The sequence below is a fragment of the Ruegeria sp. YTSA135 genome (assembly GCF_059610165.1).
Genome location: NZ_JBXWNC010000007.1, coordinates 223,451 through 248,236 on the forward strand (window position 1 = coordinate 223,451; position 24,786 = coordinate 248,236).

The window sequence follows — 24,786 nt, forward strand, 5'->3', positions numbered from 1 at the left end:
TCTTTTCCAAACAACGTCGCGCACGGCGGCGCTGCCGGGCTGTGCTGACACGCCCCTCAGACCAACGCCGCCCTGCACCCGAAAAAAAACCAACCCACCTAACAATCCAATGGGCCATTCATTAAGTTTCCCTGACGTAACTTGCAGCGCCTTCAAGCCACCCCAATCTCGTAGTCACAGGTTTCACGTAGCCTGCGGATCGGGTTGTCCTACAGAACCGGCCCGTCCGACAGGTGAACCGATGCGTTTCCGGCCCGTCCGGTCTGTAGGGGGTACTGGCTGCGGTTGGTCGCGGCGCGTAATAGGTAATCCCGGTCGGGTCGGAGCGCTTCTCATCAACGGACACCTTAACTCGGCTGTGTGTTGTCTTGCGGAAATGCCGGCGTCCGATCTTGCTCTGCTTGCTCAGCGCGCCATTGATGACGGTCGCTGGCAATGTGATTCGAGGGAAATGGGGCCCGAGGCTCTAAGAATGCCCCCGGTTTTGACTGCTCAAGCAGCCCGATGACCTTCGCACCTGCAGAAAACACGCGATATTTGGAAGTTTTCGGCCAAATTGACTTATCCACCAGTAAAGCTGCACCGCAGCAAGATTTCCCCGGTTATCCACAAAGCTCTCCAGCCGGATATCAACATCTTATCCCCGTCAAATTTTCATGCTGCAGTGCTATTTTCTTGTCGGACACTCAGACCAATGCAACAGTCATTCCATCGCAACGGTTCTCAGGAACCCGAGCGGAGCGCAAAGGCCAGGGGGTCGCAGCGGTGGAAGAGAGTTCTAGGACTTTGTCTTTCACAGCAGGGACTTACCGGTGGGTGATTGGCTGGATCGGAGTTACCTTCGGATCAGATGGTCATCTTCTCGGACGGCCAGCGCGTGCTGCGAAGTGCCGCTAGGTGCTAAGCAGTGGTTTCGGCCCTTTCCGGGGCTGAGGCAACCGGTTCGGAACGTCCCCCGGACGTACCGATCCACTAAGGCGTCAGGAGTGTCCGCAAGGATACATGCATGGACCGCGTCTGCGCACCTGACGCCTTTTCCTTTACGCGTCTTAGAAGAACAAGCAGGGCACCACTCTATCCCTTGTTGTACAAGGAAACGGGGTTCTTGTGATGCCACAAGAACCCCGTCGACGTGTCAGAAATGCAATACCGCGTCTATGCACCTGTATGACTGTACTTACAGTGTGTCGGTGTCGATTTCAACTACATCTTGGGCGCGAGGCCCATAGAGTCACAGATTGTAGGGGGCGGTCTACAGGCTCTGCTGAACGTCCGTGGCCGCATTCTGGATCGCGTCGCCAGCTTTCTCAATATCTTTGCCAGCGCCTTTTGCCGTTTCGCAGGCGGTAAGGGTAAACAAGGCAAGCCCCAACAGAATCGCACGGATCATCGGTGTCTCCATTTGTATCAGTCGAATGCTGCGTAACAGTTTTCCCAGCGTGGAACCAGACCATACAACTCAGACTGACCCGATATGAAATGAAGGTTTGAGCAGAGCGTTTGCAGTGCAGACTCTGATGGCCCCGACAGGTGGTGCGCAGACCTCGTGTTGCGCTTTTCATCACAGAGAACGAGCGGACCGCCCCGCGACGGAACCGGTCGGACTGCGCTCTTAGCGAAACCAAGGGAAAACTGTTCAAGCTCGGCCTGGATCACAACTGCAACACAAGCAGATAACCACGTCGGGCCATCAGAGTCGTAATTCTGCGCCGTAGGAGGTGATGGGCGCGCTACTCCTCACCGTTGAATAGATCGTATACGAGTTCAAGCAAGCGGCGCGGGCGGTCATCTGCAAGGCGATAGTAAATTGCCTTGCCCTCCCGTCGCGGTACAACAAGCCCCTCAAGCCGCAAACGTGACAGTTGCTGCGACACGGCGGCCTGTCGGGCTGACAACAGCTCTTCCAGTTCGGTTACGGATTTTTCACCCGACACCAGATGGCACAGGATCATCAACCGGCCCTCGTGGCTGATGGCCTTCAGGAAATTTGCCGCGTGGGCGGCGTGGGCGACCATCTTGTCGAAAGCCTCGGGCGTTGCATCCTGCGATACTTGGGTAAGGGCCATTGGTTATTTCCTTGTTTGCCCCAGGAGCGGGGTAGTTTGTGAGTGGTTTCGGTGCTTTTGAATAGAACCCTAGCTATATAGTCTGTCTGAGCATTTCTACATGCACGGATCAAAATGGTGTGATGTGAAGGTGTTAATATGTGATTAACTTTTTTCACCCGGGTCCTCGCCAACGCCTGTTTTGCTGTCGTATCGCCGCGGTAGTGGATGAAGTATCGAGGCCCCCTTGCAGCCCCCCGATGGCGACACTAAGACTCGGGTAACGTTTTTTTGGGTAGTGTCCCAATCCATAGCAAACAGGCAGGTTCATAATGTTCGATCCAGTTGACACCTACATGAATACGCTCGTCCCCATGGTGGTCGAACAGACCAGCCGGGGCGAACGCGCTTACGACATTTTCTCGCGCCTTTTGAAAGAGCGGATCATTTTTATCAATGGTCCGATCCACGACGGGATGAGCCATCTGGTGGTCGCTCAGCTTTTGCATCTTGAGGCGGAAAACCCCAGCAAGGAAATCTCGATCTACATCAACTCGCCCGGTGGTGTTGTGACCAGCGGTTTGTCGATCTACGATACAATGCAGTACATCAAGCCGAAATGTTCGACATTGGTCATCGGTCAGGCGGCGTCGATGGGGTCGGTTTTGCTGGCCGGTGGCGAGAAGGGGATGCGGTTTTCTCTGCCTAACAGCCGGATCATGGTTCACCAGCCCAGCGGCGGATATCAGGGTCAGGCCAGCGATATCATGATCCATGCGGCCGAGACGCAGAAACTGAAAGATCGCCTTTACGACATTTATGTACGACACACGGGGCAGACCAAAAAGGCGGTTGAAAAGGCGCTGGATCGCGACAATTTCATGAGCCCGGAAGAAGCAAAAGATTGGGGTCATATCGACGAGATCGTCGAAAATCGCGCCAAAATGGACGGCGAGGACTCCTGAACTCATACCCGCGCGTCGGTGGCGCGGGTAACATTTTGAGATTGTAGCCGTCTCGGTGCTGGCCTAAGCTGCACCATAAGACAATAAGCGCGGCCGGATGACGGCCGCAGGGAAGAAGCCCGAAAGGTAGAACATGGCGACGAATTCAGGCGGTGACGGCAAGAACACGCTCTACTGTAGCTTCTGCGGCAAGAGCCAGCATGAGGTGCGCAAGCTGATTGCCGGACCGACCGTGTTTATCTGCGATGAATGCGTCGAACTTTGCATGGATATCATCCGCGAGGAAACCAAGGCCAGCGGACTGAAATCCTCGGATGGTGTTCCGACGCCAAAAGACATATGCGAGGTTTTGGACGATTACGTAATCGGTCAGGCCACTGCCAAGCGCGTTCTGTCGGTTGCGGTTCACAACCATTACAAGCGCCTCAATCATGCTCAGAAAGCGGGCAGCGATATCGAGTTGGCAAAATCCAACATCCTGCTGATCGGCCCGACGGGGTGCGGCAAGACCCTGCTGGCACAAACGCTGGCGCGGATTTTGGATGTTCCGTTCACCATGGCGGACGCGACGACGCTGACAGAAGCCGGCTATGTGGGTGAGGATGTTGAGAACATCATTCTCAAACTTTTGCAGGCCAGCGAATACAATGTTGAGCGCGCGCAGCGCGGTATCGTCTACATCGACGAGGTCGACAAGATCACGCGCAAATCCGAAAACCCCTCGATCACACGCGATGTGTCGGGTGAGGGCGTGCAACAGGCGCTGCTTAAGCTGATGGAGGGCACCGTGGCCAGCGTACCGCCGCAAGGTGGGCGTAAGCATCCGCAGCAAGAATTTCTGCAAGTGGACACCACGAACATCCTGTTCATCTGTGGTGGAGCGTTTGCCGGGCTTGACAAAATTATCGCGCAGCGTGGCAAAGGCTCGGCAATGGGTTTTGGTGCTGATGTGCGTGACAATGACGAACGCGGCGTAGGCGAGATCTTCCAGGATCTGGAGCCTGAAGACCTGTTGAAATTCGGATTGATCCCTGAATTCGTCGGTCGTCTGCCGGTGTTGGCAACGCTTGAAGATTTGGACGAAGATGCGCTTGTCACGATCCTGACCAAGCCTAAAAATGCCCTGGTTAAGCAATACCAGCGGTTGTTTGAGCTGGAAGATGTTGAGCTGGCCTTTACGGATGACGCGTTGAAGTCGATCGCCAAGAAGGCCATCGAACGCAAAACCGGAGCGCGTGGCCTACGCTCGATCCTGGAAGACATCCTACTGGATACGATGTTCGAACTGCCTGGCATGAAGAATGTGACCGAAGTTGTGGTCAACGAAGAGGCAGTGTCGTCCGACAAGCAGCCGTTGATCATTTACGCGGATGCAGCAGAGTCGGCCTCGGCGGGATAAGTCCTTAACAGTCAATCAGAGATGGCGCGGCAAAGACCGCGCCTTTTTCATGTGAGGTCAACATGACGATCAAACGTATATCTTCGGGCGGAGAGTATGAGGCCAAAGTCGGCTATTGCCGTGCGGTTGTTGCAAATGGGTTCGTTTTTGTGGCCGGAACTTGCGCGCAGGGTGACGATATTCCGGAAGACATCGTTGGTCAGTGCCAGTCAGCGCTTGATGCGATTGGTAAAGCGTTGGCCGAGGCTGGCGCAAGTTTCGCAGATGTCGTCAGGGTGAACTATTACCTTCCGGACATGAGCGAGTTTGAACTGTGTTGGCCGCTACTGGTTGAAACATTCGGCGCGAATCCCCCGGCCGCTACTGTGACAGAATGCAACTTAATTACTCCTAAAGACCGTATTGAGATCGAAGTGACCGCTGCGTTGCCATAATAGTGAGTGCGGTCCTAGCGACACTGGACCTTGGCGTGCCTTTGGTCCATATCTGCGGTGACAGAAATGCCGGAGGCAGCCGATGGGTATCTTGAACACACTATTGCGGGCCGTGACCTGGTGGAATGGGGCCACTTTGGGCACGCAAATTTACACTGCGCGGAAGGGCCAAAAAGTCGGCGAGGACAATGAGGGCAACGTCTTTTATCGCAACGCCGATGACAGCAAACGCTGGGTGATTTTCAATGGCGAGGCCGAGGCCAGCCGGATCGATCCTGATTGGCATGGCTGGTTGCACCGGACGTGGGATGAGCCGCCGACCGATAAGCCGCTAAAGCACAAGACCTGGGAAAAGCCGCATCAGGAAAACCTGACAGGCACTGCGATGGCCTATACGCCTGCCGGATCTCTGCGCCGCAAGGACCCGGTCGAACGCACGGACTATGAGGCCTGGAGCCCGGAATAAACGAGGCGAGCAATGTCGAGTTACAATTTAACCGAAGTATTGGTCGGTGGGGCCGTATTGGCCTCTGCCGTTGCGTTTGGCGTGTATGCCAGCCAGTCCACCGGACTGTCGCAGAGCGCCACGGGCTACCAGTTAGAGGCTTCGTTTCGCTCACTCGAAGGGGTGAGCGTTGGTACGGATGTACGGCTCGCCGGTGTCAAGATCGGTACGGTGACAGGGGTAGACCTGAACCCTGACACTTACCGTGCGGACACGACGTTCACGATCCGGGATGGCATATTGGTGCCTGACGATAGCGCCATTGTAATCTCGTCCGAAGGGTTGCTCGGTGGCAATTTTGTCGAAGTAATGCCCGGTGGTTCGCCGTTTTTCTTTGAACCCGGTGATCAGGTTACGGATACACAAGGCGCGGTCAGCCTTATATCGCTCTTGGTCAAATTCGTGGCCGGAGATGGCAGCGAATGAAACACTTTGCCCTTGGCGCTGCACTGTTGGCCGCGACGACTGTTTCAGCACAACAAAAGGTCCAGTCCGGCCCCGGGGCGATTCTGCGAGGGCTGGACAAGGTCAGCGGCCAGACCGTGGATGTCGAAATGCAAAGCGGTCAAAGCGGAGAGGTTTTTGGACTGGACGTCGCTTTGGGTGATTGTCGCTATCCGCCGGAAAACCCGACGGGTGATGCCTTTGCCTATCTGACGATATGGGAAAAAGGAAAGTCGGATCAGCTATTTGACGGGTGGATGATCGCGACCTCTCCGGCGTTGAATGCGCTTGATCACGCCCGTTACGATGTCTGGGTCATACGTTGTATAACGCCCTCGGCTGATTGAGCCAGTGGCGCAGTGAAATCAGCGCTGGCGTTAATCGCCTCTTCCAGTTCCTTTCGGTATTGCGAGCGCGGAATTTCGATCGCGCCAAGGGACGCCAAGTGCGCCGTGAGGAACTGAGTATCGAACAATCGAAAACCGGTTTGACGCAGACGATCCACCAGATAAGCCAATGCGATCTTTGAAGCGTCCTTCCGGCGGGAAAACATGCTCTCGCCGAAAAAGGCTGCCCCCAGCGTGACGCCGAAAACGCCGCCAACCAATTGGTCGCCCTCCCAAATCTCTAGTGAGTGCGCCTGACCTGAGTGATGGATTTTCAGGTATAGGGCGCGCAACTCAGCATTGATCCAGGTATCAGAACGGTCGGCACAGCCATCGACCACTCCGGCGAAGTCCTTGTTGATCGTTACTGAGAACCCGCATTTTCGAATTCGGCGCGCCAGACTGCGGGAAACGTGAAAGCCATCCAAAGGGAACACGCCGCGAAACTTGGGATCAACCCAGAACAGTTCTGCCGCGTTGCGGTGCTCGGCCATCGGGAAGATACCGATGGAATAGCCGTGCAGTAAAAGGTCCGGGGAAAGGCTCATCTGGAATGCTCAAGGGGCGAAGGATTGGTGTCCTTCGCCCCCGGTATGTTACTGGGCCATGTTTTCCTCAAGCCAGTGCTCCAACCAGTGAATGTTGTAGTCACCGCTGTGAATGTCGGGATCCTGCAACAGGGCGTGAAACAGAGGTACTGTGGTGTCAATGCCATCGACGATCAGTTCACCCAGCGCGCGTTCCAGCCGTGCCAGTGCCTCGGCCCTGTCGCGGCCCTGAACAATCAACTTGGCGATCAGCGAGTCGTAGTAAGGCGGGATCGAGTACCCGTCATACAGCGCCGAATCCATCCGCACACCCAGACCGCCGGGCGCATGATAGGCCGTGATCTTGCCAGGGCAGGGGGAGAAGTTCGGCAGTTTCTCTGCATTGATCCGAACCTCGATGGCGTGGCCGTTGATCTCCAGATCGTCCTGGCTGAACGACATCTCTTCCCCGGCGGCGACAAGAATTTGCTCGCGCACCAGATCGACACCAAAAATGCCTTCGGTTACAGGGTGTTCCACCTGAAGGCGCGTATTCATCTCGATGAAATAAAACTCGCCGTTTTCATACAGGAACTCGATTGTGCCCGCGCCGATATAGTTGATTTTTGCTACGGCATCGGCACAAATCTTGCCGATCTTGGCGCGTTCTTCGGGGGTGATGCAGGGGCCGGGGGCTTCTTCGAACACCTTTTGGTGGCGGCGTTGCAGCGAACAGTCACGCTCACCCAAATGCACCGCGTTGCCCTTGCCGTCACCAAAGACCTGAATCTCGATATGGCGAGGTGTCGTCAGGTATTTCTCGATGTAAACCTCGTCATTGCCAAAGGCGGCTTTGCCTTCGGCGCGCGCTGTCAGGAACGCGCTTTCCATCTCATTGGCGCTGCGGGCGACTTTCATGCCACGTCCGCCACCACCGGCAGTGGCCTTGATGATGACGGGATAGCCGAACTCTTCACCGATCTTTTTTGCAGCTTCCAAATCAGGCACGCCACCGTCCGATCCGGGAACGCAAGGAACACCCAGTTCCTTCATCGTGTCCTTGGCGGTGATCTTGTCACCCATGACTCGGATGTGTTCTGCGGTAGGACCAATGAAGGTAATGCCGTGATCTTCAACGATCTGAACAAACTCAGAGTTTTCGGACAGGAAGCCATAGCCCGGATGGATCGCCTGCGCGCCGGTGATTTCACAAGCCGAGATGATGGCGGGTACCGAAAGATAGCTTTGCGGGCTGGGGGCCGGACCGATACACACCGATTCGTCTGCCATGCGCACATGCATCGCGTCGCTGTCGGCGGTGGAGTGGACGGCGACCGTCTTAATCCCCATCTCGCGCGCGGCGCGGATGACGCGCAAGGCGATCTCGCCTCGGTTGGCAATCAGGATCTTGTCGAACATGGGCCCGCCTTACTCGATGATGACCAGAGGGGAGCCGAACTCCACTGCATCGCCGTCTCCGACCAGAATGCGTTTTATTGTGCCCGCTTTGGGCGCGTGGATGTGGTTCATGGTCTTCATCGCTTCGACGATCAGCAGCGTGTCGCCTTCGGACACAGATGCGCCGACCGAGATGAATGCGGGCGCGCCCGGTTCGGGTTGCATGTAAACGGTACCAACCATGGGTGACGTCACCGCGCCGGGATGGTTTGCCGGGTCTTCAACAACGGCGGGCGCATCGGCAGGGGCAGGGGCAGGGGCAGGGGCGGCAGTGGGTGCGGCAGGTGCAGCGGTCGGAACGGCGACCTGAACCGGAGCGGCAGCGGCCTGGGTCAATCGGCTGACGCGTACGTTCAGGCTGTCTTCTTCGCCATATTCACGTTTGACCTGCAATTCCGTCAGGTCGTTTTCGCGCAGCAATTCTGCCAGTGCCTTGATGAATGCCACATCCGCTTCGTGTTTGGTGTCTGTCATGAGTGTCCTCGACGGTTCCCCTTTGGCCCGTCTGTTCCTGCGGGCTTTGGTCTGATTACGCAGCGTTATAAGCCAAGCGCCCGGTCATGAAAAGCGCAGTCTGGCCTTGTGGGAAGGCGGTTTTTTCAGGTTTTCGCAAGGCAAAAGGTGTTAAAGCGGCATACCCGAAAGTTTCGCCACCAGTTCGGGTAGTTTGCGAGCACCGAATTTTTCCAGCAGGCGCGCGCGGTAAGCTTCGATCGTGCGATAACTCAACTCCAACTCTGCCCCGATTTCTTTTGCCGATAGTCCACGGCAGGACAGGATGGCGACCTCGCGTTCGCGGGCGGTCAGTTCAACCAGCGGACGTTCCTCGGAAATGTCGGAAAAGCTCCAGATACCATGGCGGAACGGATCATCGGGCGTCAGTGAGCGCCCACGCGCGCGGCACCAAAACAAACCGCCATTGCGCCGCCGCATGACCCGTTCGTCCGTGTAATATCCGGTATCACGCATCACTTGCAGACTGCGGGCACCAATACGCTCCCAATCGGCGACAGATGGGTAAAGGTGCAGCAGCGGCATGTTGCGGTAGTCTGCGGCTTCACCGCCAAAGGTGCGGGCGAACTGCAAATTGCACCGCCGGATGACCCGGTTTTCCAGTTCGACCAATCCGATTGGGGCATATTCAAAGGCGGGATCGCTCATCGTGCTATCGTGCCGGTAATTCATCGAAAATAGAAGGGGTGGTGCGCAGATTCTGGCCTGGGTTGTGGTGCGGAGTCCTGTTTCAGTTTGTTAAGTCTGTAAATGCACTATGAAAATAAGTAAATAAATACTACAAATACAACAAGAGTTCTGAAAATTACGGGATGATCTCAACGGATGGTTTCGCTAAGGGAGGGGCGAGAGCATGCGCGATACTTTGACAGGTAGCCGTATACGGGAAAGGCGGCAGATCGCCGGTCTGCGGCAGGCCGAGCTGGCGCGGCAGGTTGGGATTTCAGCCTCATACCTGAACCTTATCGAACACAATCGCCGACGGATTGGTGGCAAACTGTTGATGGATATTGCATCGGCGTTGACGGTGGAACCTTCGGTGCTGACGCGCGGGATCGAGGCGACTTTGATCTCGGCGCTGCGCGAGGCTGCGGCGGATTCCGTCGGGCAGAAGGCCGAGTTGGACGGATTAGAGGAATTCGCCGGTCGCTTTCCCGGATGGGCGGGCGTTCTGGCGCAGATGCACCGCCGGGTCGTGTCCCTTGAGCGTACAGTTGAAACGCTGTCTGATCGCCTTACACATGACCCGCATCTGGCCGCATCCATGCATGAGGTTTTGTCGACCGCTGCTGCGATTCGCTCAACCGCTGCGATTCTGGCCGACACCCAAGAGATCGAGCCGCAGTGGCGGGATAGATTTCACAAAAACCTGCATCAGGATGCAGAACGTCTGGCGGACAGCTCGAAATCTCTGGTCGCTTATCTGGACAACAGCGATTCTGATGGGGATCACCGCGGTGTTCCGCAGGAAGACGTCGAGGCGTTTTTTGACGCCAACAACCATCATTTCAATGATATAGAGCACGGTGCAGCAGCGGCAGATGTCGACCTGTCCGAACTGGACTCGGCAGCGGCGAAATCTCTGACGCAAGACTTCCTTGCTATTTATGCCGCAGACGCAAGGGCGATGCCGTTGAAGGATGTGCAGGCCGCTTTGGCGGAGGCACCGCTTGATCCGCTGCAACTGGCATCCCGGTTTTCGGTGGATGTTGCAACGGTTCTGCGTCGGCTTGCGACCTTACCGGACGGGTATCTTGGCCGCCCAACCGGTTTGGTGGTGTGTGACGCATCCGGAAGCATTCTATTCAGCAAATCGGTTCCCGGCTTCGCCATGCCGCGTTTTGGCGAAGCCTGCCCCTTGTGGCCGTTGTTTCAGGCGCTGAACAGGCCATTGGTTCCGATCCGCCAACGCGTCGCTCAGCTTGGGCGGGCAGCGGCAGTCTTCGATTGCTACGCCTACGCCTGGCCGCAACCCGGATCCAAGTTTGATCAGGCTCCGGCGTATCGTTCGGTGATGCTGGTGCGCTCGGTTGAGGATGTCGCGCAGGATGCGCAGGCCGTCGCGCGCGTGGGCCCCAGTTGCAGGGTCTGCCCCCACGACAATTGTTCGTCCCGGCGTGAGCCGTCGATTCTGAGCGAAGGTTTTTGACAGTTTCCCGACAACGCGCGTAAGCTGACGTGGATGGGTCGTCCAATCAATGACCTGTCACGGGGAGGACAGACAGTCATGAGCCGTAAGGTTCTGTTAATTGAGGATGAACCCAACATCGCCGAGGCTATTCGGTTCCTGCTGACACGCGAAGGATGGCAGGTGGAAACCCATGCAGAAGGCGCGGATGCGTTGCAGGTTATCCGGGTGGCAAGCCCGGACCTTGTTATTTTGGACGTGATGCTGCCGGGTAAAAGCGGGATGGAGATTCTGCGCGACCTGCGTGAGTTGGAGGACATGCAGGGATTGCCGGTTCTCATGCTGACGGCGCGCGGTCAGACCCGCGACCGGGAGATGGCCGAGAATGCGGGTGTCAGCCGCTTTATGACCAAGCCTTTTTCCAATTCTGAGATGCTGACGGCTGTACGCGATCTGCATGCACAGGCGACACAGTCATGAGCACGCACGAAGACCGACCGCCCTCAGGTGCGCGGCCTTCGCTGTTTCTTGAGCGGCAAAGCTATCGCCGCCGCAGGTTGACGGATGCGGCGCGGCTCTTGCCCTTTCTTGGGGCAGCGTTGCTGGCTGTTCCTTTGCTTTGGCCGGATGATCCGAGCCGCCAGCAAGCGGTGCCGCTGTCTTCTGCCATGTTTTACATCTTTGCCTGCTGGGTTGGTCTGATCGTCGCCAGCCTTGTTTTTGGGTTTGCGGCTCGTCGCATGTCGGCGCAAGACGAATCCAAACCCGGGTCGGACCAATGGCCACGTTGAACGTTCTGATCCTGGTTTGCCTAGGGTATGTCGTGCTGCTGTTCGGTGTGGCCTTTGCCGCAGACAGGTTGGCAGCTGCCGGTAAGGGGGCATGGCTTCGGTCTTCGCTGATCTACACTCTGTCCCTTTCGATCTATTGCACGGCGTGGACGTTTTATGGCGCCGTGGGCAATGCCGCGCGGTCAGGGTTGGAATTCGTGACGATCTACCTCGGCCCAACGCTGGTAATGATAAGCTGGTGGTGGGGTCTGCGAAAACTGGTTCGGGTCGGGCGCAGCCATCGGGTGACGTCTATCGCTGACCTGATTTCCTCGCGCTATGGCAAATCCAACACGCTGGCGATCTGCGTGACCATACTGGCGGTACTGGGCGGAACGCCCTATATCGCGCTGCAGCTTCAATCCATTACATTGTCGTTTTCAATATTCGCCGATGCCGACCCTTCGGGCCTGTATCGCGAAGGCTCAAGTGTATTCTGGGTTGCGGCTGGGCTGGCCGTTTTTGCGATCCTCTTTGGCACCCGAAATCTGGATGCGAATGAGCGTCACCACGGGGTCGTTACGGCTATCGCACTGGAGTCCGTGGTCAAGCTGTTTGCCCTGCTTGCCGTTGGCGCTTTTGTTGTCTGGGGTGTCGCGGGGGGCGTTGGTCCGATGATGGACCGCATTGATGCCTCTGAGATCGGGCATTGGAACGTCGACACGGGGCGCTGGACAACCTTTATCTTTTTATCCGCAGCAGCATTCGTATGCCTTCCGCGCATGTTCCAGGTGATGGTGGTCGAAAACACGGATGAGGGACACCTGAGGACTGCCGCCTGGGCCTTTCCCCTGTATCTGCTGCTTATCAGTCTTTTCGTGGTGCCGATCGCCGTTGTCGGTCTGGACATTATGCCCGAAGGCTCGAACCCGGATTTGTTTGTACTGACGGTACCTTTGTCGCAAGGCAATGACTGGTTGGCGATGCTGTCATTCATTGGCGGGTTCTCTTCGGCCACGTCGATGGTCATTGTGACAGCGATGGCGCTGTCGACGATGGTTTCGAATCATGTGGTCATGCCCATATGGCTGAGCACGCAGGGAGGGTCGGGGTCCGTATCTGGTGATGTCCGACATATCGTCTTGCTTGCACGGCGCATATCGATTGCCGTGATCATGGCGCTGGGATTTTTCTACTATCGTTTGTCCGGTGGTGGCGCGGCGTTGGCTTCGATCGGACTGATAGCGTTCGCCGGCATTGCGCAGATACTGCCGGCCTTGGTTGGTGGATTGTTCTGGCGCGGGGCGACACGCACCGGCGCGCTTGCGGGTTTGACGGTCGGGTTCTTGCTCTGGATCTACACTCTGCTGCTGCCGGGGATGGGCGGCGTGTTGATGCCCGAGTCTGTTCTCCACAACGGCCCATTTGGCTTGAGCTGGTTGCGTCCACAGGCGCTGTTTGGCATCGAAGGGATGGATCCGATGGTGCACACGGTCATGTGGTCCCTGTCTTTGAATACAATCGCGTTTTGCGTAGCCTCTTTGTTGAGCTTCCCCAGCCCATTAGAGCGTTTGCAGGCCGCACAATTCGTCAACGTCTTTGATCATTCCGTCGCACCGCGTGGTTGGACCGGTTCGGTGGCGCAGAGCGAGGATCTGATGATCATGACTCAGCGTATTCTGGGCGCAGGCCCCGCGCACGAGTTCTTTCAGGCCGAAGCCGAAAAGCAAGGTGGCAGGGCTAGTCTGCCCGAGCCCACGCCGGCCTTTCTCGAACGCTTGGAGCGCGAGCTTAGCGGGTCCGTCGGGGCTGCGACCGCGCATGCGATGATCGGTCAGATCGTTGGCGGCTCGTCCGTTTCAGTTCAGGACCTGCTGGCCGTGGCTGACGAGTCCGCACAGTTGCTGGAGTATTCCGGTCAGCTTGAAGCGAAGTCTGCCGAACTTACCCGTACAGCGCGGCAATTGCGTGAGGCCAACACCAAACTGACGCAAATCTCGGAGCAGAAGGACAGCTTCCTGAGTCAAGTCAGCCACGAGCTGCGTACACCCATGACCTCGATCCGCGCCTTTTCCGAGATTATGCGCGATACAGACGAGTTGAGCCCTGAAGAGCAGACGCGCTATGCCGCGATCATCCACGATGAGGCTTTGCGCCTGACCCGGTTGCTGGACGATCTGCTGGACCTGAGCGTTCTGGAAAGCGGTCGTGTCAGTTTGAATGTTGGTGATGATACGCTGCGTTCTGTCTTGGATCGGGCCGTATCCAGTACGCTGGCGGGAACCGGCAAAACCCTGACAGTGCGCCGAACAAAGGCAGCTGAGCGTATCCCGCTGCAAACCGATCTGGATCGGCTGGGGCAGGTGTTCATCAACCTGATCTCGAATGCCCTGAAATACTGTGACGCAGATGAGCCAGAGCTTACGATTTCAGCTCATGATGTGGGCGGCCATGTAGTGATTGATTTTGTTGACAACGGCAGCGGTATCCCGCCCGGGGCGCGGTCGGTGGTATTTGAGAAATTTGCCCGCGTGGGCGGAGACAAGGCAGGCGGCGCCGGGCTAGGACTGGCGATTTGCCGCGAGATCATGCAGCGTCTGGGCGGTGAGATCACGTACCTTCCCGGACAGGGCGGTGCGGCATTCCGTGTGAGGTTGCCGCTGGCGTATCAGCAGGCTGCCCAGTGACACAGATGTAAAGTTATTCTTAACCAGAGCTGGGTTAGACCGAAGGCCAGACGCAGCAATACACAGCGGATTCGGGCATGACGCAAACGGTCAGCGCAGCTTTGGCGCGCAAGCTTTTGGTAGGGCGGGAAGAGCAAGAAGAAAAGCCGCGTTCAATCTTGCGCGCGCTGCGATTGGCCTTTGCCCGCGCAGCCAGCGACCGGCTGCAACTGCCGTTGGCTGTTATCGGTGCAAAGCAGTCCAGTCGATCAACAGATGCGCTAATGGATGGAATCGGGGAAGACTGGCTGTTGTTACGATTTGTGGATCGCAACGGTAAGGCAGCATCAGTCTGCATGGAGCTTGGTGTCGTTGCGGCCATTGTACAAGTGCAAACCTTTGGCGAGATGTTGGCTGACGATCCTGCGCCCCGCGTGTTTACGCATACGGACGGGGCAATGGTGGCCCCATTGATCGAAGACGTTTTTTCGCGGGCGGTGGAACTTGTGGATGCATCGGCGGATCAATCCATTCTAACCGGGTATGAATTTGCTGCGCGCTTTTCTGATCTGCGTACGTTGACCTTGGCGATGGTTGAAGACGTATATCGAGCGTTTGAATTGACCATTGAGCTGGGCGGTGGACTACGGCAGGGGCGTGTCTCGATCTTATTGCCGGATCGCTCGGACGAGGAAAACGACGCAGACCTGCCAGAGGACAACGGCCCCAAACTTGAACAGGCGTCGGGAGTACTACGGGCTGAACTCAATACAGTGATCTGCCGTATGTCACTTCCACTGGCGACATTGTCGGACCTTGTGGTTGGTGATGTCCTGCCGTTGACAGGATCAAGGCTGGATCATGCCGAAGTGCTGACAATCGACCGCACGCGCACAGCAATTGGACGTTTGGGGCAATGCAGCGGAATGCGTGCAGTGCGTCTGAATGAATATGTGAACCTAGCGTCGCTGCCGCAATCCGAGAATGAGGAGTTTTCAGATTCACCTTCGTCTATGGTGCCGGACAACGAACCCGAGATGCCCATGCAGACTGAAGTTGCGCAGGTACCCGCCCTGTTCGATCCACCTGCGATGAACGACATTGAAACTGACCTGAACTTTGCCGAGTCAGATGAACTGCTTGTTGATCCTGCGCAATTTGTAGGGCTATCTACATCAGAAACAGAGCCGGGCAACCACAGCTAGACTATTCCGTATCGGCGCGATGTTGATCAAGGATTGGTCGCAGGTTTTCAAGAGCATAACCCGCCTTGGTAGTAGCGTGCAGGATGTCATCCGTACTCATCCGGTCGCACTGACCCAATGCCCAGACCACAGAACAGCGCGTACCCGATGCGCAATAGGCTAGAACTGGTCCGTCGCATTTTTCGGCCATTTCGCGTTGCAGGGCTACATTCTCGGGTGTCATCGTCTGGTGAGTCAGCTCGAGAATTTCGTATTCCATGCCCGCCGCGCGTACCGCTTCTCCGATTGCGTCCGACTGCAAACTTGCCGGAACCTCGGTATTGGGGCGGTTGCAGATCACTTTGACAAAGCCGGCTTCGGCGATTGCTGGAACGTCCTCGACCGTGATTTGCGGCGAGACAGCATAGCGGGGTGTAATAGGGCGAATCTCCATGGGTATTGCTTAGGCCGGGTTCGCTGATCTGTCCAGTTGGGCACCAACCGATGGGGCCACAACCATTCCTGCAATCATAGCGATCAGAAAGATCACGCCGCCGATTCCGCCATAGCTGAGCGATGCCAGCGCCGGGCCGGGGCACAGCCCTGCCAGACCCCAGCCCATTCCAAACAGGGTTGACCCCAGGATCAGTCGGCGATTCATCTCAGGTGCGCTTTTCGGTGGAAAATGACCACCGGTCAGAGGCTGACGGTTTGTCGTCAATCGCCATGCAAACAGCATTGGAATGATTGCGCCGCCCATTACAAAGGCAAGCGTTGGGTCCCAGTTGCCAAAAACATCCAACCAACCCAACACTTTTGTCGTGTCCGTCATGCCTGAGATAAGCAAACCTGTGCCAAACAAGGACCCGGCCAGAATCGAAATCAACATGCGCATCAGATCAGCCCCCAGACATGGCGCAGCAGGGCGACTGTTACGCCTCCGGCCGCTATATAGACGAGAGTGGCGGCAATTCCACGGAAAGAGAACCGGGAAATGCCGCAGACACCGTGCCCCGACGTACATCCATTGGCGATGCGTGTTCCCAGCCCCACCAGCAGGCCCGCGACGATCACGATTGTGATATTCCCGGTCAGATGAGTCTCAGTCGCGGGCGAGATCAGAGGACGCAGCAACAAGGGCATGCCGATAAGGCCGACCAAAAAACCAAGCCTTTCAAGCGAGCGGTCGCTACCGTCGATCAGACCACCCAGAATGCCGCTTGCCCCCATAATGCGCCCATTGCCCAGCAGGTAGATTGCAGCGCCCAGCCCAATCAGAAGGCCTCCGCCAAGGCCTAAAATCCATTCAGTTTGCATTCTTCTTCCTTTGTAAGATCGCAGCCAGCGTTTCAGAGTTTGTTGAGAGGCACCTTGAGGAACACGTTGCCCTTTTCGTCTGCTGGCGGCATTTGGCCTGCACGCATATTGACCTGCAACGATGGCAGGATCAGGCGTGGCATTGGCAATGTGGCGTCGCGCGCGTCGCGCATTTCCACGAATTCTTCGATTGAGCGACCTTGACCGATATGAACGTTCAACGCCTTCTGCTCTCCTACCGTAGTTTCCCACGCGTAGTCATCGCGCCCCGGTGCCTTGTAGTCGTGGCCGACAAAGATACGTGTCTGATCCGGTAAGGATAGTATTTTCTGGATCGAGTTGAACAGCGTTGCGGATGACCCGCCCGGGAAGTCACAGCGCGCGGTGCCAAAATCGGGCATGAACAAGGTGTCACCGACAAAAGCCGCATCACCGATGACATAAGTCAGACAGGCGGGTGTATGGCCAGGGGTGTGCAGAACGTCGCCGCGCATCTGACCAACGTGAAAGCTGTCACCCTCGCGAAACAAGGCGTCGAACTGGCTGCCATCGCGCTGGAACTCGGTGCCTTCGTTGAAGACTTTTCCAAAGGTTTCCTGAACAGTCACGATCTGATCACCGATCCCGATTTTTCCACCCAGTTCCTGCTGTAGATAGGGGGCTGCAGACAGGTGGTCGGCATGGACATGGCTTTCGAGTATCCATTCCACCCGCAGATCATTCGCCTGAACATAGTCCACTATCTGATCCGCTGATCGTGTGCTGGTGCGACCAGAGGCGTGGTCGAAATCCAGAACGCTGTCGATAATTGCGCAGCTAAGCCCCTCGGGTTCTTGCACGATGTAAGAAACCGTAAACGTGTCTGGATCAAAAAAAGGCTTCACTTTCGGTGTCATGTGGTCCTCAGCCGCCGGAGTCTAATCAAGTATTAGTTGCAGATTATGTCGCGATCAACACTACGCAGTTTGATGCCGGTCAAAGCAAGGCGCGCGCATTTCGAGTAAATTTTGAACAATCTGTATCTGGGTGCTTTGATTACGCGTGTGACCGGCGGGATTCCGCGCGCAATTGACCTAAGGTAACCAAGTCGTAAAACAGTTACCACTTTCCGGGTACGATAACGTTATTGGGAGGATGTTATGTCAGCAGTCAATTTATATTCCGAAGCCGAACAGCTTGAGAAAAAGCTGAACGGTGCAAGCCTCGACACGCGCCTTGCTTTGCAGCCGAGTGTTACCAAGGTGATCGAAAGAATGCGCCAGCAAGGGGTGCATGTGCCATCGCGCCTGCGCCGTCTTGATGCAGCGCTGTGCGAAGACGCAATGGAAGCGCGTTTCGATAATCTGCCGGTCTGACTACAGCTTGTTAGCCAAAGGATATTCCAACGATCACGACCATCAGTCCGATCACGGAAAGAAAAAGAGCCGCCAAGTTCCACGGCAGAACACCTTGAACAACTGCGCGCAGTTCGTCGTCTGACAAACCGGATCTGCGCGCTTTCATCACACGCAGGATACACCAAACGAGGCCCAGCAGCCCGGCGAGTGACAGGGCGGCACCGCCCCAAGTGATGACTTCGAACATGGTTCCCCACATTTGCGTATCATTTCCGTCTGCGCTTAGCGGATCGCCCACTTATTCACAAGTGCGGTAGGATTGGATGCTTGCGGCCTAGGCAGTGGCATTGTATCCGGCGTGATACCCGCTGTTGCAGCATTGAAACCAGGGGATGTCCGAGGCCCTACTGAAACCCAGTAGGACTTTTGTTCTTTAGGAACATGAAGCAAGCGGAATATATGACGTGCAGCAGGTATTCCTTCACCACAACAGGCCAGAATCAGGAACAGCAAGATGAGCATGACCGAAGACGCAGAAGCAAACTACAAAGTCACCGCTGGTGAGCTTCGCCAATTTGTTGAGCGCATTGAGCGTTTGGAGCTAGAGAAAAAAGATATCGCCGATCAAATAAAGGAAGTGTATTCCGAAAGTAAATCTCGGGGCTATGACGTGAAGGCCCTGCGCAGCATCATTTCTCTGAGAAAACGAGACAAAGACGATATTGCAGAGCAAGAAGCCGTTATCGAGATGTACAAAGAAGCCCTTGGCATGAATTAGCAACAGCCATGCTAGAACGTTTGTCTTGACAGGCTGGGAGCATTTTTTTCCCAAAGCCCGCTTTGCCCATCGAAAGCCTTTTTTATGCGGTCGCTCAGGCTAGGCTGAGCAGCCGCGGATCAGGTTTACCCCAAGAAGGACAGCACGTGTTTGGTCACGTCTTGCGGGGCGTCTTCTGGCTGTAGTGCCCTGCTCCGGGAAGGCGGTGAATTCTGCCGTTCGGGAATGCGGCCTCGAACAGCGGAAGAAAATGCTTGGCATGAAGCGTCCGGTCTTTTTCACCCCAAAGCGCAAGCGCGGGTTTCGCGCTGATCGCTTTCCGTGTTGCCGCATCGGGTTCTTCGAACTTGTGCGCCCCGGCCGCAAACCCCTTGGCCCACCCGATAGCTCCGGCAGCCTCGGCCGGTGTCGGAAAAGGTGCGCGGTAGGCGTCTAGCCAGGCGTCCGTCACGATTGAGGGATCTTCAAAGCCGTTCAGTTTCAAAGTTGAGAGGATGGTATAATCCAACTGGCCCAACAGCGGCTCAAGGGTGCCGTTGTCATGTGCCTTGAGAATCCATTGAAACCACGGCGCATCACCTGCATTCGCGACGAGCCGGTCAATCAGGTCTGGCTGACCCAGTGGTGTTGGTCCGTTGACCGAGACAACCTGTTTGACCCTATCGGGATGGCGAACCGCAAACCCCATGCCGGTCGGACCGCCAAAGTCATGCATCACAAGCGTCACATCTCGGAGGTCGAGGGCAAGGGCGACCGTCTCTAGATTGTTGACATGATCCTGCAACCAATAGGTTCGGTCCTTTGGCGTGGCGCTTTTGCCAAAACCCATATGGTCGACAGCAATGACCCGATGATGGCGCGACCATTCAGCGATTTGATGACGGAACAGATAGCTCCAGGTGGGTTCGCCATGCAGTAACAGCAAAGTCTCGGGCCCCTCACCGACGTCAATATAGTGGGCTGGGTAACCGGGTGCATCCGTGTAGTTTGCAGCAAAGGGCCAGGTGCCATCAAAAGTGGCGTCAGACGGTACGGCGGGCGTTATTTCGGTCATGTTGGCTTCTCCAAAACTTTGAGATGGCCGCAGGCCCGCGCCAAGCGCGCCTGCGACGATGGTCAACTGCAGCATTTTGCGGCGTGTGAAGTTACATTTGTGGGCGAGTGGCTCGAACGGGCTCATCCCGGCATCCTTCCAATGTGCATACAGAATTTGAGTTCTGAGTTGAGGAAGCCCGTCTCCCGGCAGGCAAAACGGTGTAACCTTTCCAACAGGCGCGCAGTTTCACGAGACGCCAGTTGGGCGTTCTCCTTTTCGCTACATGGGGGACGTAATGTGGCGCTTGACGCCTTACCAATTCGAAAAAGGCGCGTGAGTGATCTATTTTTTAGATAGATGAGTGCTGACGCTTCAAGTTTCGAACTCGGCAAAAGCCCCGGTCAACCAATCGGCAAACACCGACATCGCTGGTGTAAAGGGGCGTCCCTGGGCGCTGACCAGCCAATAGCCAAGGCGTTGATCAACGACCTTGGGGTCTGCAAGCCACTTTAGCCGACCTGCGCGCACAAGAGGGTCAACAAGCAACTGACGACCGATTGCCACACCTGATCCGTCAATCGCGGCCTGGACGACCACGTTGTAATCAGTCAGCGGCATGCGTTTCGCACCGGCCAGCTTCACGCCTTGCGATTTTGCCCAGACTTGCCATTCGTGTTTTTTGAGGCTGAGTAGAAGCTGCTCGTCGGACATGTTTTCAAGCGACGTGGTTCTTGCAGCATGCGCAACGGGTGCAATCTTTTCGACATGCAGAAACGTGGCATCAACTCCGGTCCACGGGCCGGTTCCGTATCTTATGCCCAGATCGGCCTCATCCCGTGCAAAGCTGACATTTTCAAGCGATAGATCAAGCTCGATTTCGATCTCTGGATGCGCTTCTGAAAAAGAAGAAAGACGCGACACGAGCCACAATGAGCAAAAGGACGGAAGCGCCGTCACGCGCAGCGTTTCCAGTCCGACCTGGGCCCGAAGCTCTGCTGTTGCATCTGTGATAGTCCGGAAGGCAGCGTCTATGCGACTCAGATAGCGTTCCCCTTCCGGTGTTAGAGAAACGCTGCGTGCATGTCGTATGAACAGCGGTGTCCCAAGCGTGTTTTCTAGCTGCCGGATGTGATGGCTGACTGTACTTTGTGAAATCAGCAGCTCATCAGCTGCCTTTCGAAAACTAAGCAGCCGCGCCACCGCCGAAAAAGCGCGAAGGGACAAGAGCGGTGGAAGGTTCGGGCTTGAGCGCAAACAGAGGGTCTCTTTCTTTCCAGTGTTCCGGTTTCAGACCAGTACAGCCCTTTGTGGCGGTGTCCGCAAGCGCAAGCATTGATTGGTGTTCTAGCCAGGGTCAGTCCGCTTGACACATTCGGTCTAGCCGGGCATTGCCGAGTTTGTCAGGGCCTCAAGACACGTACACCGGGCATCGTGCTCAGACGTTCAAGGTCTTGTTCGTAGAGTTCCGAGAATGCTTCGACTATCTCGGTACTCCAGCCGGGCATGTCCAGTTCTTCCTCAACCTTCTCAGGCTGTGCATGATCTTCGAAGATCTGTGCCAGCATGTCATTAAGGTCCGACTTGCCCAATTGCGTATCCCGACCGGTCAGTTCCAGAACCTTTTCGCGGCCAGTATCATCCAGCAAGCTTGTCAAAAGCTCATATTCGTCTGCCAGAACGACGTCTTCGTCCAGATTGCTGAGCGCACGTATGACATCCCCCCAAATGAAGGGGGTGTCTTCATCGCTCCACAAGGTAATCTGAACGCTGGGTGCAAGGTCCCGGATGTCCTCGACCATACCAATCCAGCTAAGGCAGCTTAGGTCGGTGTTCCGAACGATGTCTTCGCGCGCCTCTTCAGTGAGGGACATCAGAAGTTTCGGAACCAAGCTTCCTGGATTTCTGAGCCCCATCAGCAGCTCAACCTGATGGTCGCTATATACCTGTTCCAGCAGTGCCATCCTACGACCAGCTTGCGGGTACAACTGCCCGTCCTTCAAAGCATCGGCCGGATCGCCCGCAAACTTTCCACTGCAAAAGATCGCGCGCCGGGTGTCTGGTCCGGTTGGAAGAATGGCTTTGAGGTTTTGATATGAGGTTAAATGGACAGCCTCGGCCTCAATCTTGTCGAAAGCGGGCTTGAAGATTCTGTTATAACGACGCCAGCCGAAAAACCTGACCCCCGTTTCAGTGAGGGTAGCAGAGTTTTTCTTCAGCGAGCTTAGCACACGCCCTTCGTCGGTAAAAGCCGCGCCTGCGTGGATAGCAACCTGCATCTTCTGGTCTTGTCCTTGCTTTTCACCTCGCTTGTCGGGTTACAACCTGTAACTTGAACAGTCAAATCCGCTTCGTCGCGGTGGGGTTCTTCTTTGACTAACGCAAAGCGTGTTGCGACTGACCGACCTAGGCCGTGTTGACAAAAGGGATTCACATCACTGTTTAGGCGTGATTCAAGCTGGTATCTGTTATGGAGACCAACTTGGCACGAGACCTGATGCCGGACGAGGAATGGGCGTTCTTTGAGCGGTTTATTCTGGCAGTTCGTGCGCCGAATGGACGCAAACCCACCAACCACTGCCTTGTTCTTGACGGTATATTCTGGATTGCCCGCACCGGTGCGCCGTGGCGTGACCTGTCTGAAGAGTTCGGCAAATGGTCGAGCGTCTACCGGCAATTCCGGCGTTGTACGCTGGCGGGGTTGTGGGAGGACACCATGGACGCCCTGAACCAAAGTGGGGCTGTGCCGGAGGCCCTTCAAATGATCGACAGCACCGTTTTCCGCGCGCACCATCAGGCAGCGGGCGCTAAAGGGGGACTCCGCGACAGGGTTTTGGCCGCTCAAGAGGTGGCTTCACGATCAAGATCCATCTCCGCGTCAACGCAGCAGGCTTGCCCATGAGAACCGAGATCACGCCGGTCCAGACATCGGACTACCTGGGGTTCGATTTGGTCATGGTCGACAACCTGCCTGAGCCGAGTGTTCTGTTGGTTGACAAGGGGTATGATGCTGATAGCATTAGCAAAAAGATGGATGCGCGAGATGTGATGACCCAAATCCCTATGCGCAATATCTGCGCTAGGGTACTCCAATCCGTTTTGAGACGAAAAACACCAAGCCCACCACCTATTACATTTGGCGGAGGCGGCGCGATGGCAAGGTTCGGTCATCACATGCCGAACGCGGAGGCCAGATTTTTTCATGTGACGATCCACCAGAAGGTGGACACCCTGGGGAAGACTACGGATGCCGTTGCACAGCGGAACCGTATATGCTTGAGGCTTCTGAGTTCATGGAAATCACATTGCAGGGTGTCTCAGGTGGCGACGGAGCTTGGAGCAGCCGGGACTTTGTCCGCCATTACTACCGTGGAAACGGACGCGGTGTCACTGTACGCGAGACCGGCCACCTTTCCGCTATCGTCGGTCAATACATGGCTTTGGTAGATAAAAACCTGAAAGACCAAGTTGCGAGGGCAGTTCGCGAGAAGCGCGTTGGCAGCTTCTCTGATACGTTTTACAACACCTATGGCATGACAGGTGTCGTTTTCAGCATTGGGGACACAGTGATCGGCGGTAAATTTTCAGTGACCGTCGAAGAACAGCATGGTGTGCTGGCTGTTGAAGGCTCAATTGAATTCTATCTGAGGGACGAATTTGCTGATCCGGCTGACATAGGTGTTGAGGTCATTGATCCAGGCGAGACGATTTTTGAGAACATACAACGGCCGCTCGATAATTATCTTCGAGGCCGCACCGGCCTTCCACCGCGTGGGCCTCAACGGCTCGGGATTCAAACTGGTGAACCGTATTCAATTACTGACGATTGGTCAGGAACCCTGAGAGTACAAATCTACCTAGACCCCGCGCGAAGTGCCTATGGATAGATTTCGGCCACTTCTAGCAATAGGGACATGTGCTTTAGTTTTTGCATCAGGGTTCCTCTGGGGCGTTCCCACGCACTGTGTCCAACTTCCAAGCGGGATAAACATCGGGAAACAGGCACTGATTGATCTGAGCAAACCATACTTGCGGCCTGACATCGTTCCCAAATTTGACAATGGGAGACCCCTGCTACCAAGGGACGCATGGCCATTCTTTGCCACGGAAACAACTATTCATGGACTTGCTGAAGTAGCCGACCCCCAAGATGATTTTTGGTTCGCGTGGCGCGAGGACACTGGTTTAGTTCTCAAAGCCGATAACCCTGCGCTTTACGAAGCCCTGGTTTCAGAAGCCGGCGCACCGATGGGAAACAATGGCATCAATGTCGTGAGTTCTCATATCGTCATGATGGAGCTGCAAAAACAGCCAGCATACGCAAACCAAACTTGCCGAACACGGTGGATTACCTGGTAAGCATCTTTCTAAGCTGCAAGCGCCTCAGCCCCGTTTTTTGCCGCTATTATATTCCGCACTGTAGTCGCGGCCATTTACCAACCCGCGCGGTTTCGGTGCCCCGCGCGTTTAAGTGCGCCGCGATCTGGCGAATAGATTCAAGAAAGCCGACTTTCTCGCGTTGCGCAGCATCTGTTAATTTGGGCTCTCTTTCCGCTTTTGCCGCCTGCTGTGCGAACGTCCGGTGTTGTGGTCCGGCGGCTCGTCGGGCTTCGATGACTGCCAATGCCGTTTCATAATTTCGAGCACAGTGTTCTTCGAGATGTCGAGGTCGCGAGCTATTCAGCTATGGGAACACCCATCGGCGACGGCTTGGATAACTTGCGGAGCGAGCTTGTCAGATTTTGGGCGTTGGCCAAGCTGGCGACCAAGTTTTTTGCCGCGCGCTCGGGCGGTGGCCAGGCCCGATTTGACACGCTCACCTACGCTCAGGACTCATAGCCAGTAGATGACGAGAGCCGCGAGGGCGATTTCGGACAGAAAGACTTTCGGGCATCGG

General features: G+C 56.0%; 29 protein-coding genes and 2 pseudogenes. 17 read left to right on the forward strand and 14 right to left on the reverse strand.

From position 1 onward, the window contains the following. Nucleotides 1-1,252 precede the first annotated feature (1,252 nt). The gene (locus AC2FIT_RS11750) at nucleotides 1,253-1,390 is read right to left on the reverse strand and encodes an entericidin A/B family lipoprotein (RefSeq protein WP_082677497.1); all 138 of its coding nucleotides are present in this window, start codon (nucleotides 1,388-1,390) and stop codon (nucleotides 1,253-1,255) included. Between the two features lie 340 nt (nucleotides 1,391-1,730). After that, nucleotides 1,731-2,066 (reverse strand): ArsR/SmtB family transcription factor, encoded by a 336-nt coding sequence (locus AC2FIT_RS11755; RefSeq protein WP_496829626.1) that lies wholly within the window; start codon nucleotides 2,064-2,066, stop codon nucleotides 1,731-1,733. Between the two features lie 311 nt (nucleotides 2,067-2,377). On the opposite strand from AC2FIT_RS11755, the gene AC2FIT_RS11760 reads away from it, so the two are divergent. From AC2FIT_RS11760 to AC2FIT_RS11785, 6 genes are all read left to right on the forward strand, one after another. After that, a complete protein-coding gene (locus AC2FIT_RS11760) occupies nucleotides 2,378-3,010 on the forward strand; it encodes an ATP-dependent Clp protease proteolytic subunit (protein ID WP_068337496.1) in 633 nt (210 codons plus the stop codon). A 133-nt stretch (nucleotides 3,011-3,143) separates the two neighbouring features. Continuing rightward, nucleotides 3,144-4,409, forward strand: a complete 1,266-nt coding sequence (clpX, locus tag AC2FIT_RS11765) for an ATP-dependent Clp protease ATP-binding subunit ClpX (protein WP_068337494.1) — start codon at nucleotides 3,144-3,146, stop codon at nucleotides 4,407-4,409. Nucleotides 4,410-4,471: 62 nt separating this feature from the next. Further along, complete coding sequence (locus AC2FIT_RS11770) at nucleotides 4,472-4,843, forward strand: Rid family hydrolase (RefSeq protein WP_496829629.1); 372 nt, start codon at nucleotides 4,472-4,474, stop codon at nucleotides 4,841-4,843. Nucleotides 4,844-4,925: 82 nt separating this feature from the next. Beyond that, on the forward strand, nucleotides 4,926-5,309 hold the full coding sequence (locus tag AC2FIT_RS11775; protein WP_068337490.1) for an NADH:ubiquinone oxidoreductase subunit NDUFA12: 384 nt from the start codon (nucleotides 4,926-4,928) through the stop codon (nucleotides 5,307-5,309). Between the two features lie 12 nt (nucleotides 5,310-5,321). Next, on the forward strand, nucleotides 5,322-5,774 hold the full coding sequence (gene mlaD, locus AC2FIT_RS11780; RefSeq protein ID WP_496829631.1) for an outer membrane lipid asymmetry maintenance protein MlaD: 453 nt from the start codon (nucleotides 5,322-5,324) through the stop codon (nucleotides 5,772-5,774). Continuing rightward, nucleotides 5,771-6,139 (forward strand): DUF2155 domain-containing protein, encoded by a 369-nt coding sequence (locus tag AC2FIT_RS11785; protein WP_068337486.1) that lies wholly within the window; start codon nucleotides 5,771-5,773, stop codon nucleotides 6,137-6,139. The genes mlaD and AC2FIT_RS11785 overlap by 4 nt, the downstream gene beginning before the upstream one ends. Here the strand turns inward: AC2FIT_RS11785 and aat are convergent. From aat to AC2FIT_RS11805, 4 genes are all read right to left on the reverse strand, one after another. Next, the gene (aat, locus tag AC2FIT_RS11790; RefSeq protein WP_496829633.1) at nucleotides 6,094-6,726 is read right to left on the reverse strand and encodes a leucyl/phenylalanyl-tRNA--protein transferase; all 633 of its coding nucleotides are present in this window, start codon (nucleotides 6,724-6,726) and stop codon (nucleotides 6,094-6,096) included. The two genes, AC2FIT_RS11785 and aat, sit on opposite strands and share 46 nt — an antisense overlap. A 48-nt stretch (nucleotides 6,727-6,774) precedes the next feature. Then, a complete protein-coding gene (accC, locus tag AC2FIT_RS11795; RefSeq protein ID WP_496829635.1) occupies nucleotides 6,775-8,124 on the reverse strand; it encodes an acetyl-CoA carboxylase biotin carboxylase subunit in 1,350 nt (449 codons plus the stop codon). A 9-nt stretch (nucleotides 8,125-8,133) separates the two neighbouring features. Then, nucleotides 8,134-8,637: an acetyl-CoA carboxylase biotin carboxyl carrier protein gene (accB, locus tag AC2FIT_RS11800; protein WP_496829637.1), complete on the reverse strand. Its 504-nt coding sequence runs from the start codon at nucleotides 8,635-8,637 to the stop codon at nucleotides 8,134-8,136. Nucleotides 8,638-8,787: 150 nt separating this feature from the next. Further along, nucleotides 8,788-9,324, reverse strand: coding sequence for a LuxR C-terminal-related transcriptional regulator (locus AC2FIT_RS11805; RefSeq protein WP_068337480.1), 537 nt, complete (start codon nucleotides 9,322-9,324; stop codon nucleotides 8,788-8,790). 205 nt (nucleotides 9,325-9,529) lie between these two features. Here AC2FIT_RS11805 and AC2FIT_RS11810 point away from each other — a divergent pair, with 205 nt between their 5' ends. The 5 genes from AC2FIT_RS11810 to AC2FIT_RS11830 all read left to right on the forward strand — a co-directional run bounded on the left by AC2FIT_RS11810 (nucleotide 9,530) and on the right by AC2FIT_RS11830 (nucleotide 15,445). Further along, nucleotides 9,530-10,825, forward strand: coding sequence for a short-chain fatty acyl-CoA regulator family protein (locus AC2FIT_RS11810; protein ID WP_496829640.1), 1,296 nt, complete (start codon nucleotides 9,530-9,532; stop codon nucleotides 10,823-10,825). A gap of 78 nt (nucleotides 10,826-10,903) precedes the next feature. Further along, nucleotides 10,904-11,284, forward strand: coding sequence for a response regulator transcription factor (locus tag AC2FIT_RS11815; RefSeq protein WP_496829642.1), 381 nt, complete (start codon nucleotides 10,904-10,906; stop codon nucleotides 11,282-11,284). After that, the gene (locus AC2FIT_RS11820; protein ID WP_496829644.1) at nucleotides 11,281-11,595 is read left to right on the forward strand and encodes a hypothetical protein; all 315 of its coding nucleotides are present in this window, start codon (nucleotides 11,281-11,283) and stop codon (nucleotides 11,593-11,595) included. The genes AC2FIT_RS11815 and AC2FIT_RS11820 overlap by 4 nt, the downstream gene beginning before the upstream one ends. Further along, entirely contained in the window at nucleotides 11,583-14,261 is a 2,679-nt protein-coding gene (locus AC2FIT_RS11825) for an ATP-binding protein (RefSeq protein ID WP_496829646.1), read from the forward strand. Before AC2FIT_RS11820 ends, AC2FIT_RS11825 begins: the two co-directional genes overlap by 13 nt. Before the next feature lie 77 nt (nucleotides 14,262-14,338). Continuing rightward, a complete protein-coding gene (locus AC2FIT_RS11830) occupies nucleotides 14,339-15,445 on the forward strand; it encodes a FliM/FliN family flagellar motor C-terminal domain-containing protein (protein ID WP_496829648.1) in 1,107 nt (368 codons plus the stop codon). Nucleotide 15,446: 1 nt separating this feature from the next. Here the strand turns inward: AC2FIT_RS11830 and AC2FIT_RS11835 are convergent, their stop codons facing one another. Genes AC2FIT_RS11835 through AC2FIT_RS11850 form a run of 4 tightly spaced genes read right to left on the reverse strand, consistent with a single transcriptional unit; the run spans nucleotide 15,447 to nucleotide 17,637 of the window. Beyond that, nucleotides 15,447-15,878: a protein tyrosine phosphatase family protein gene (locus tag AC2FIT_RS11835; RefSeq protein ID WP_496829650.1), complete on the reverse strand. Its 432-nt coding sequence runs from the start codon at nucleotides 15,876-15,878 to the stop codon at nucleotides 15,447-15,449. A gap of 9 nt (nucleotides 15,879-15,887) precedes the next feature. Further along, nucleotides 15,888-16,319 carry a DUF6691 family protein gene (locus AC2FIT_RS11840; RefSeq protein ID WP_496829652.1) on the reverse strand — a complete coding sequence of 144 codons (432 nt, stop codon included), beginning with the start codon at nucleotides 16,317-16,319 and terminating at the stop codon, nucleotides 15,888-15,890. Beyond that, the gene (locus tag AC2FIT_RS11845; protein ID WP_496829654.1) at nucleotides 16,319-16,741 is read right to left on the reverse strand and encodes a YeeE/YedE family protein; all 423 of its coding nucleotides are present in this window, start codon (nucleotides 16,739-16,741) and stop codon (nucleotides 16,319-16,321) included. The genes AC2FIT_RS11840 and AC2FIT_RS11845 overlap by 1 nt, the downstream gene beginning before the upstream one ends. Before the next feature lie 32 nt (nucleotides 16,742-16,773). Further along, nucleotides 16,774-17,637 (reverse strand): MBL fold metallo-hydrolase, encoded by an 864-nt coding sequence (locus AC2FIT_RS11850; RefSeq protein WP_496829656.1) that lies wholly within the window; start codon nucleotides 17,635-17,637, stop codon nucleotides 16,774-16,776. 243 nt (nucleotides 17,638-17,880) lie between these two features. Between AC2FIT_RS11850 and AC2FIT_RS11855 the strand changes: the two genes are divergently transcribed. Next, nucleotides 17,881-18,096, forward strand: coding sequence for a hypothetical protein (locus AC2FIT_RS11855; protein ID WP_068337463.1), 216 nt, complete (start codon nucleotides 17,881-17,883; stop codon nucleotides 18,094-18,096). A gap of 10 nt (nucleotides 18,097-18,106) precedes the next feature. Here AC2FIT_RS11855 and AC2FIT_RS11860 read toward each other — a convergent pair whose 3' ends face one another. After that, the gene (locus AC2FIT_RS11860) at nucleotides 18,107-18,325 is read right to left on the reverse strand and encodes a hypothetical protein (RefSeq protein ID WP_068337460.1); all 219 of its coding nucleotides are present in this window, start codon (nucleotides 18,323-18,325) and stop codon (nucleotides 18,107-18,109) included. Nucleotides 18,326-18,592: 267 nt separating this feature from the next. Here AC2FIT_RS11860 and AC2FIT_RS11865 point away from each other — a divergent pair, with 267 nt between their 5' ends. After that, nucleotides 18,593-18,856, forward strand: coding sequence for a DUF2312 domain-containing protein (locus AC2FIT_RS11865; RefSeq protein ID WP_224889498.1), 264 nt, complete (start codon nucleotides 18,593-18,595; stop codon nucleotides 18,854-18,856). Nucleotides 18,857-19,010: 154 nt separating this feature from the next. Here AC2FIT_RS11865 and AC2FIT_RS11870 read toward each other — a convergent pair whose 3' ends face one another. The 3 genes from AC2FIT_RS11870 to AC2FIT_RS11880 form a co-directional block, all read right to left on the reverse strand. After that, complete coding sequence (locus AC2FIT_RS11870; RefSeq protein ID WP_496829659.1) at nucleotides 19,011-20,036, reverse strand: alpha/beta fold hydrolase; 1,026 nt, start codon at nucleotides 20,034-20,036, stop codon at nucleotides 19,011-19,013. Nucleotides 20,037-20,264: 228 nt separating this feature from the next. Beyond that, on the reverse strand, nucleotides 20,265-21,146 hold the full coding sequence (locus AC2FIT_RS11875) for a LysR substrate-binding domain-containing protein (protein ID WP_496829660.1): 882 nt from the start codon (nucleotides 21,144-21,146) through the stop codon (nucleotides 20,265-20,267). Between the two features lie 146 nt (nucleotides 21,147-21,292). Continuing rightward, on the reverse strand, nucleotides 21,293-22,168 hold the full coding sequence (locus tag AC2FIT_RS11880) for a hypothetical protein (protein ID WP_496829662.1): 876 nt from the start codon (nucleotides 22,166-22,168) through the stop codon (nucleotides 21,293-21,295). A 191-nt stretch (nucleotides 22,169-22,359) separates the two neighbouring features. On the opposite strand from AC2FIT_RS11880, the pseudogene AC2FIT_RS11885 reads away from it, so the two are divergent. The 4 genes and pseudogenes from AC2FIT_RS11885 to AC2FIT_RS11900 form a co-directional block, all read left to right on the forward strand. Further along, a pseudogene (locus AC2FIT_RS11885) lies at nucleotides 22,360-22,958 on the forward strand (IS5 family transposase); the annotation flags it as partial. 23 nt (nucleotides 22,959-22,981) lie between these two features. Continuing rightward, nucleotides 22,982-23,146 (forward strand): annotated as a pseudogene (locus AC2FIT_RS11890) (phage minor head protein); the annotation flags it as partial. A 15-nt stretch (nucleotides 23,147-23,161) separates the two neighbouring features. Beyond that, nucleotides 23,162-23,776, forward strand: a complete 615-nt coding sequence (locus AC2FIT_RS11895) for a hypothetical protein (protein ID WP_496829686.1) — start codon at nucleotides 23,162-23,164, stop codon at nucleotides 23,774-23,776. A 736-nt stretch (nucleotides 23,777-24,512) separates the two neighbouring features. Next, complete coding sequence (locus AC2FIT_RS11900) at nucleotides 24,513-24,728, forward strand: hypothetical protein (protein ID WP_496829664.1); 216 nt, start codon at nucleotides 24,513-24,515, stop codon at nucleotides 24,726-24,728. Nucleotides 24,729-24,786 lie beyond the last annotated feature (58 nt).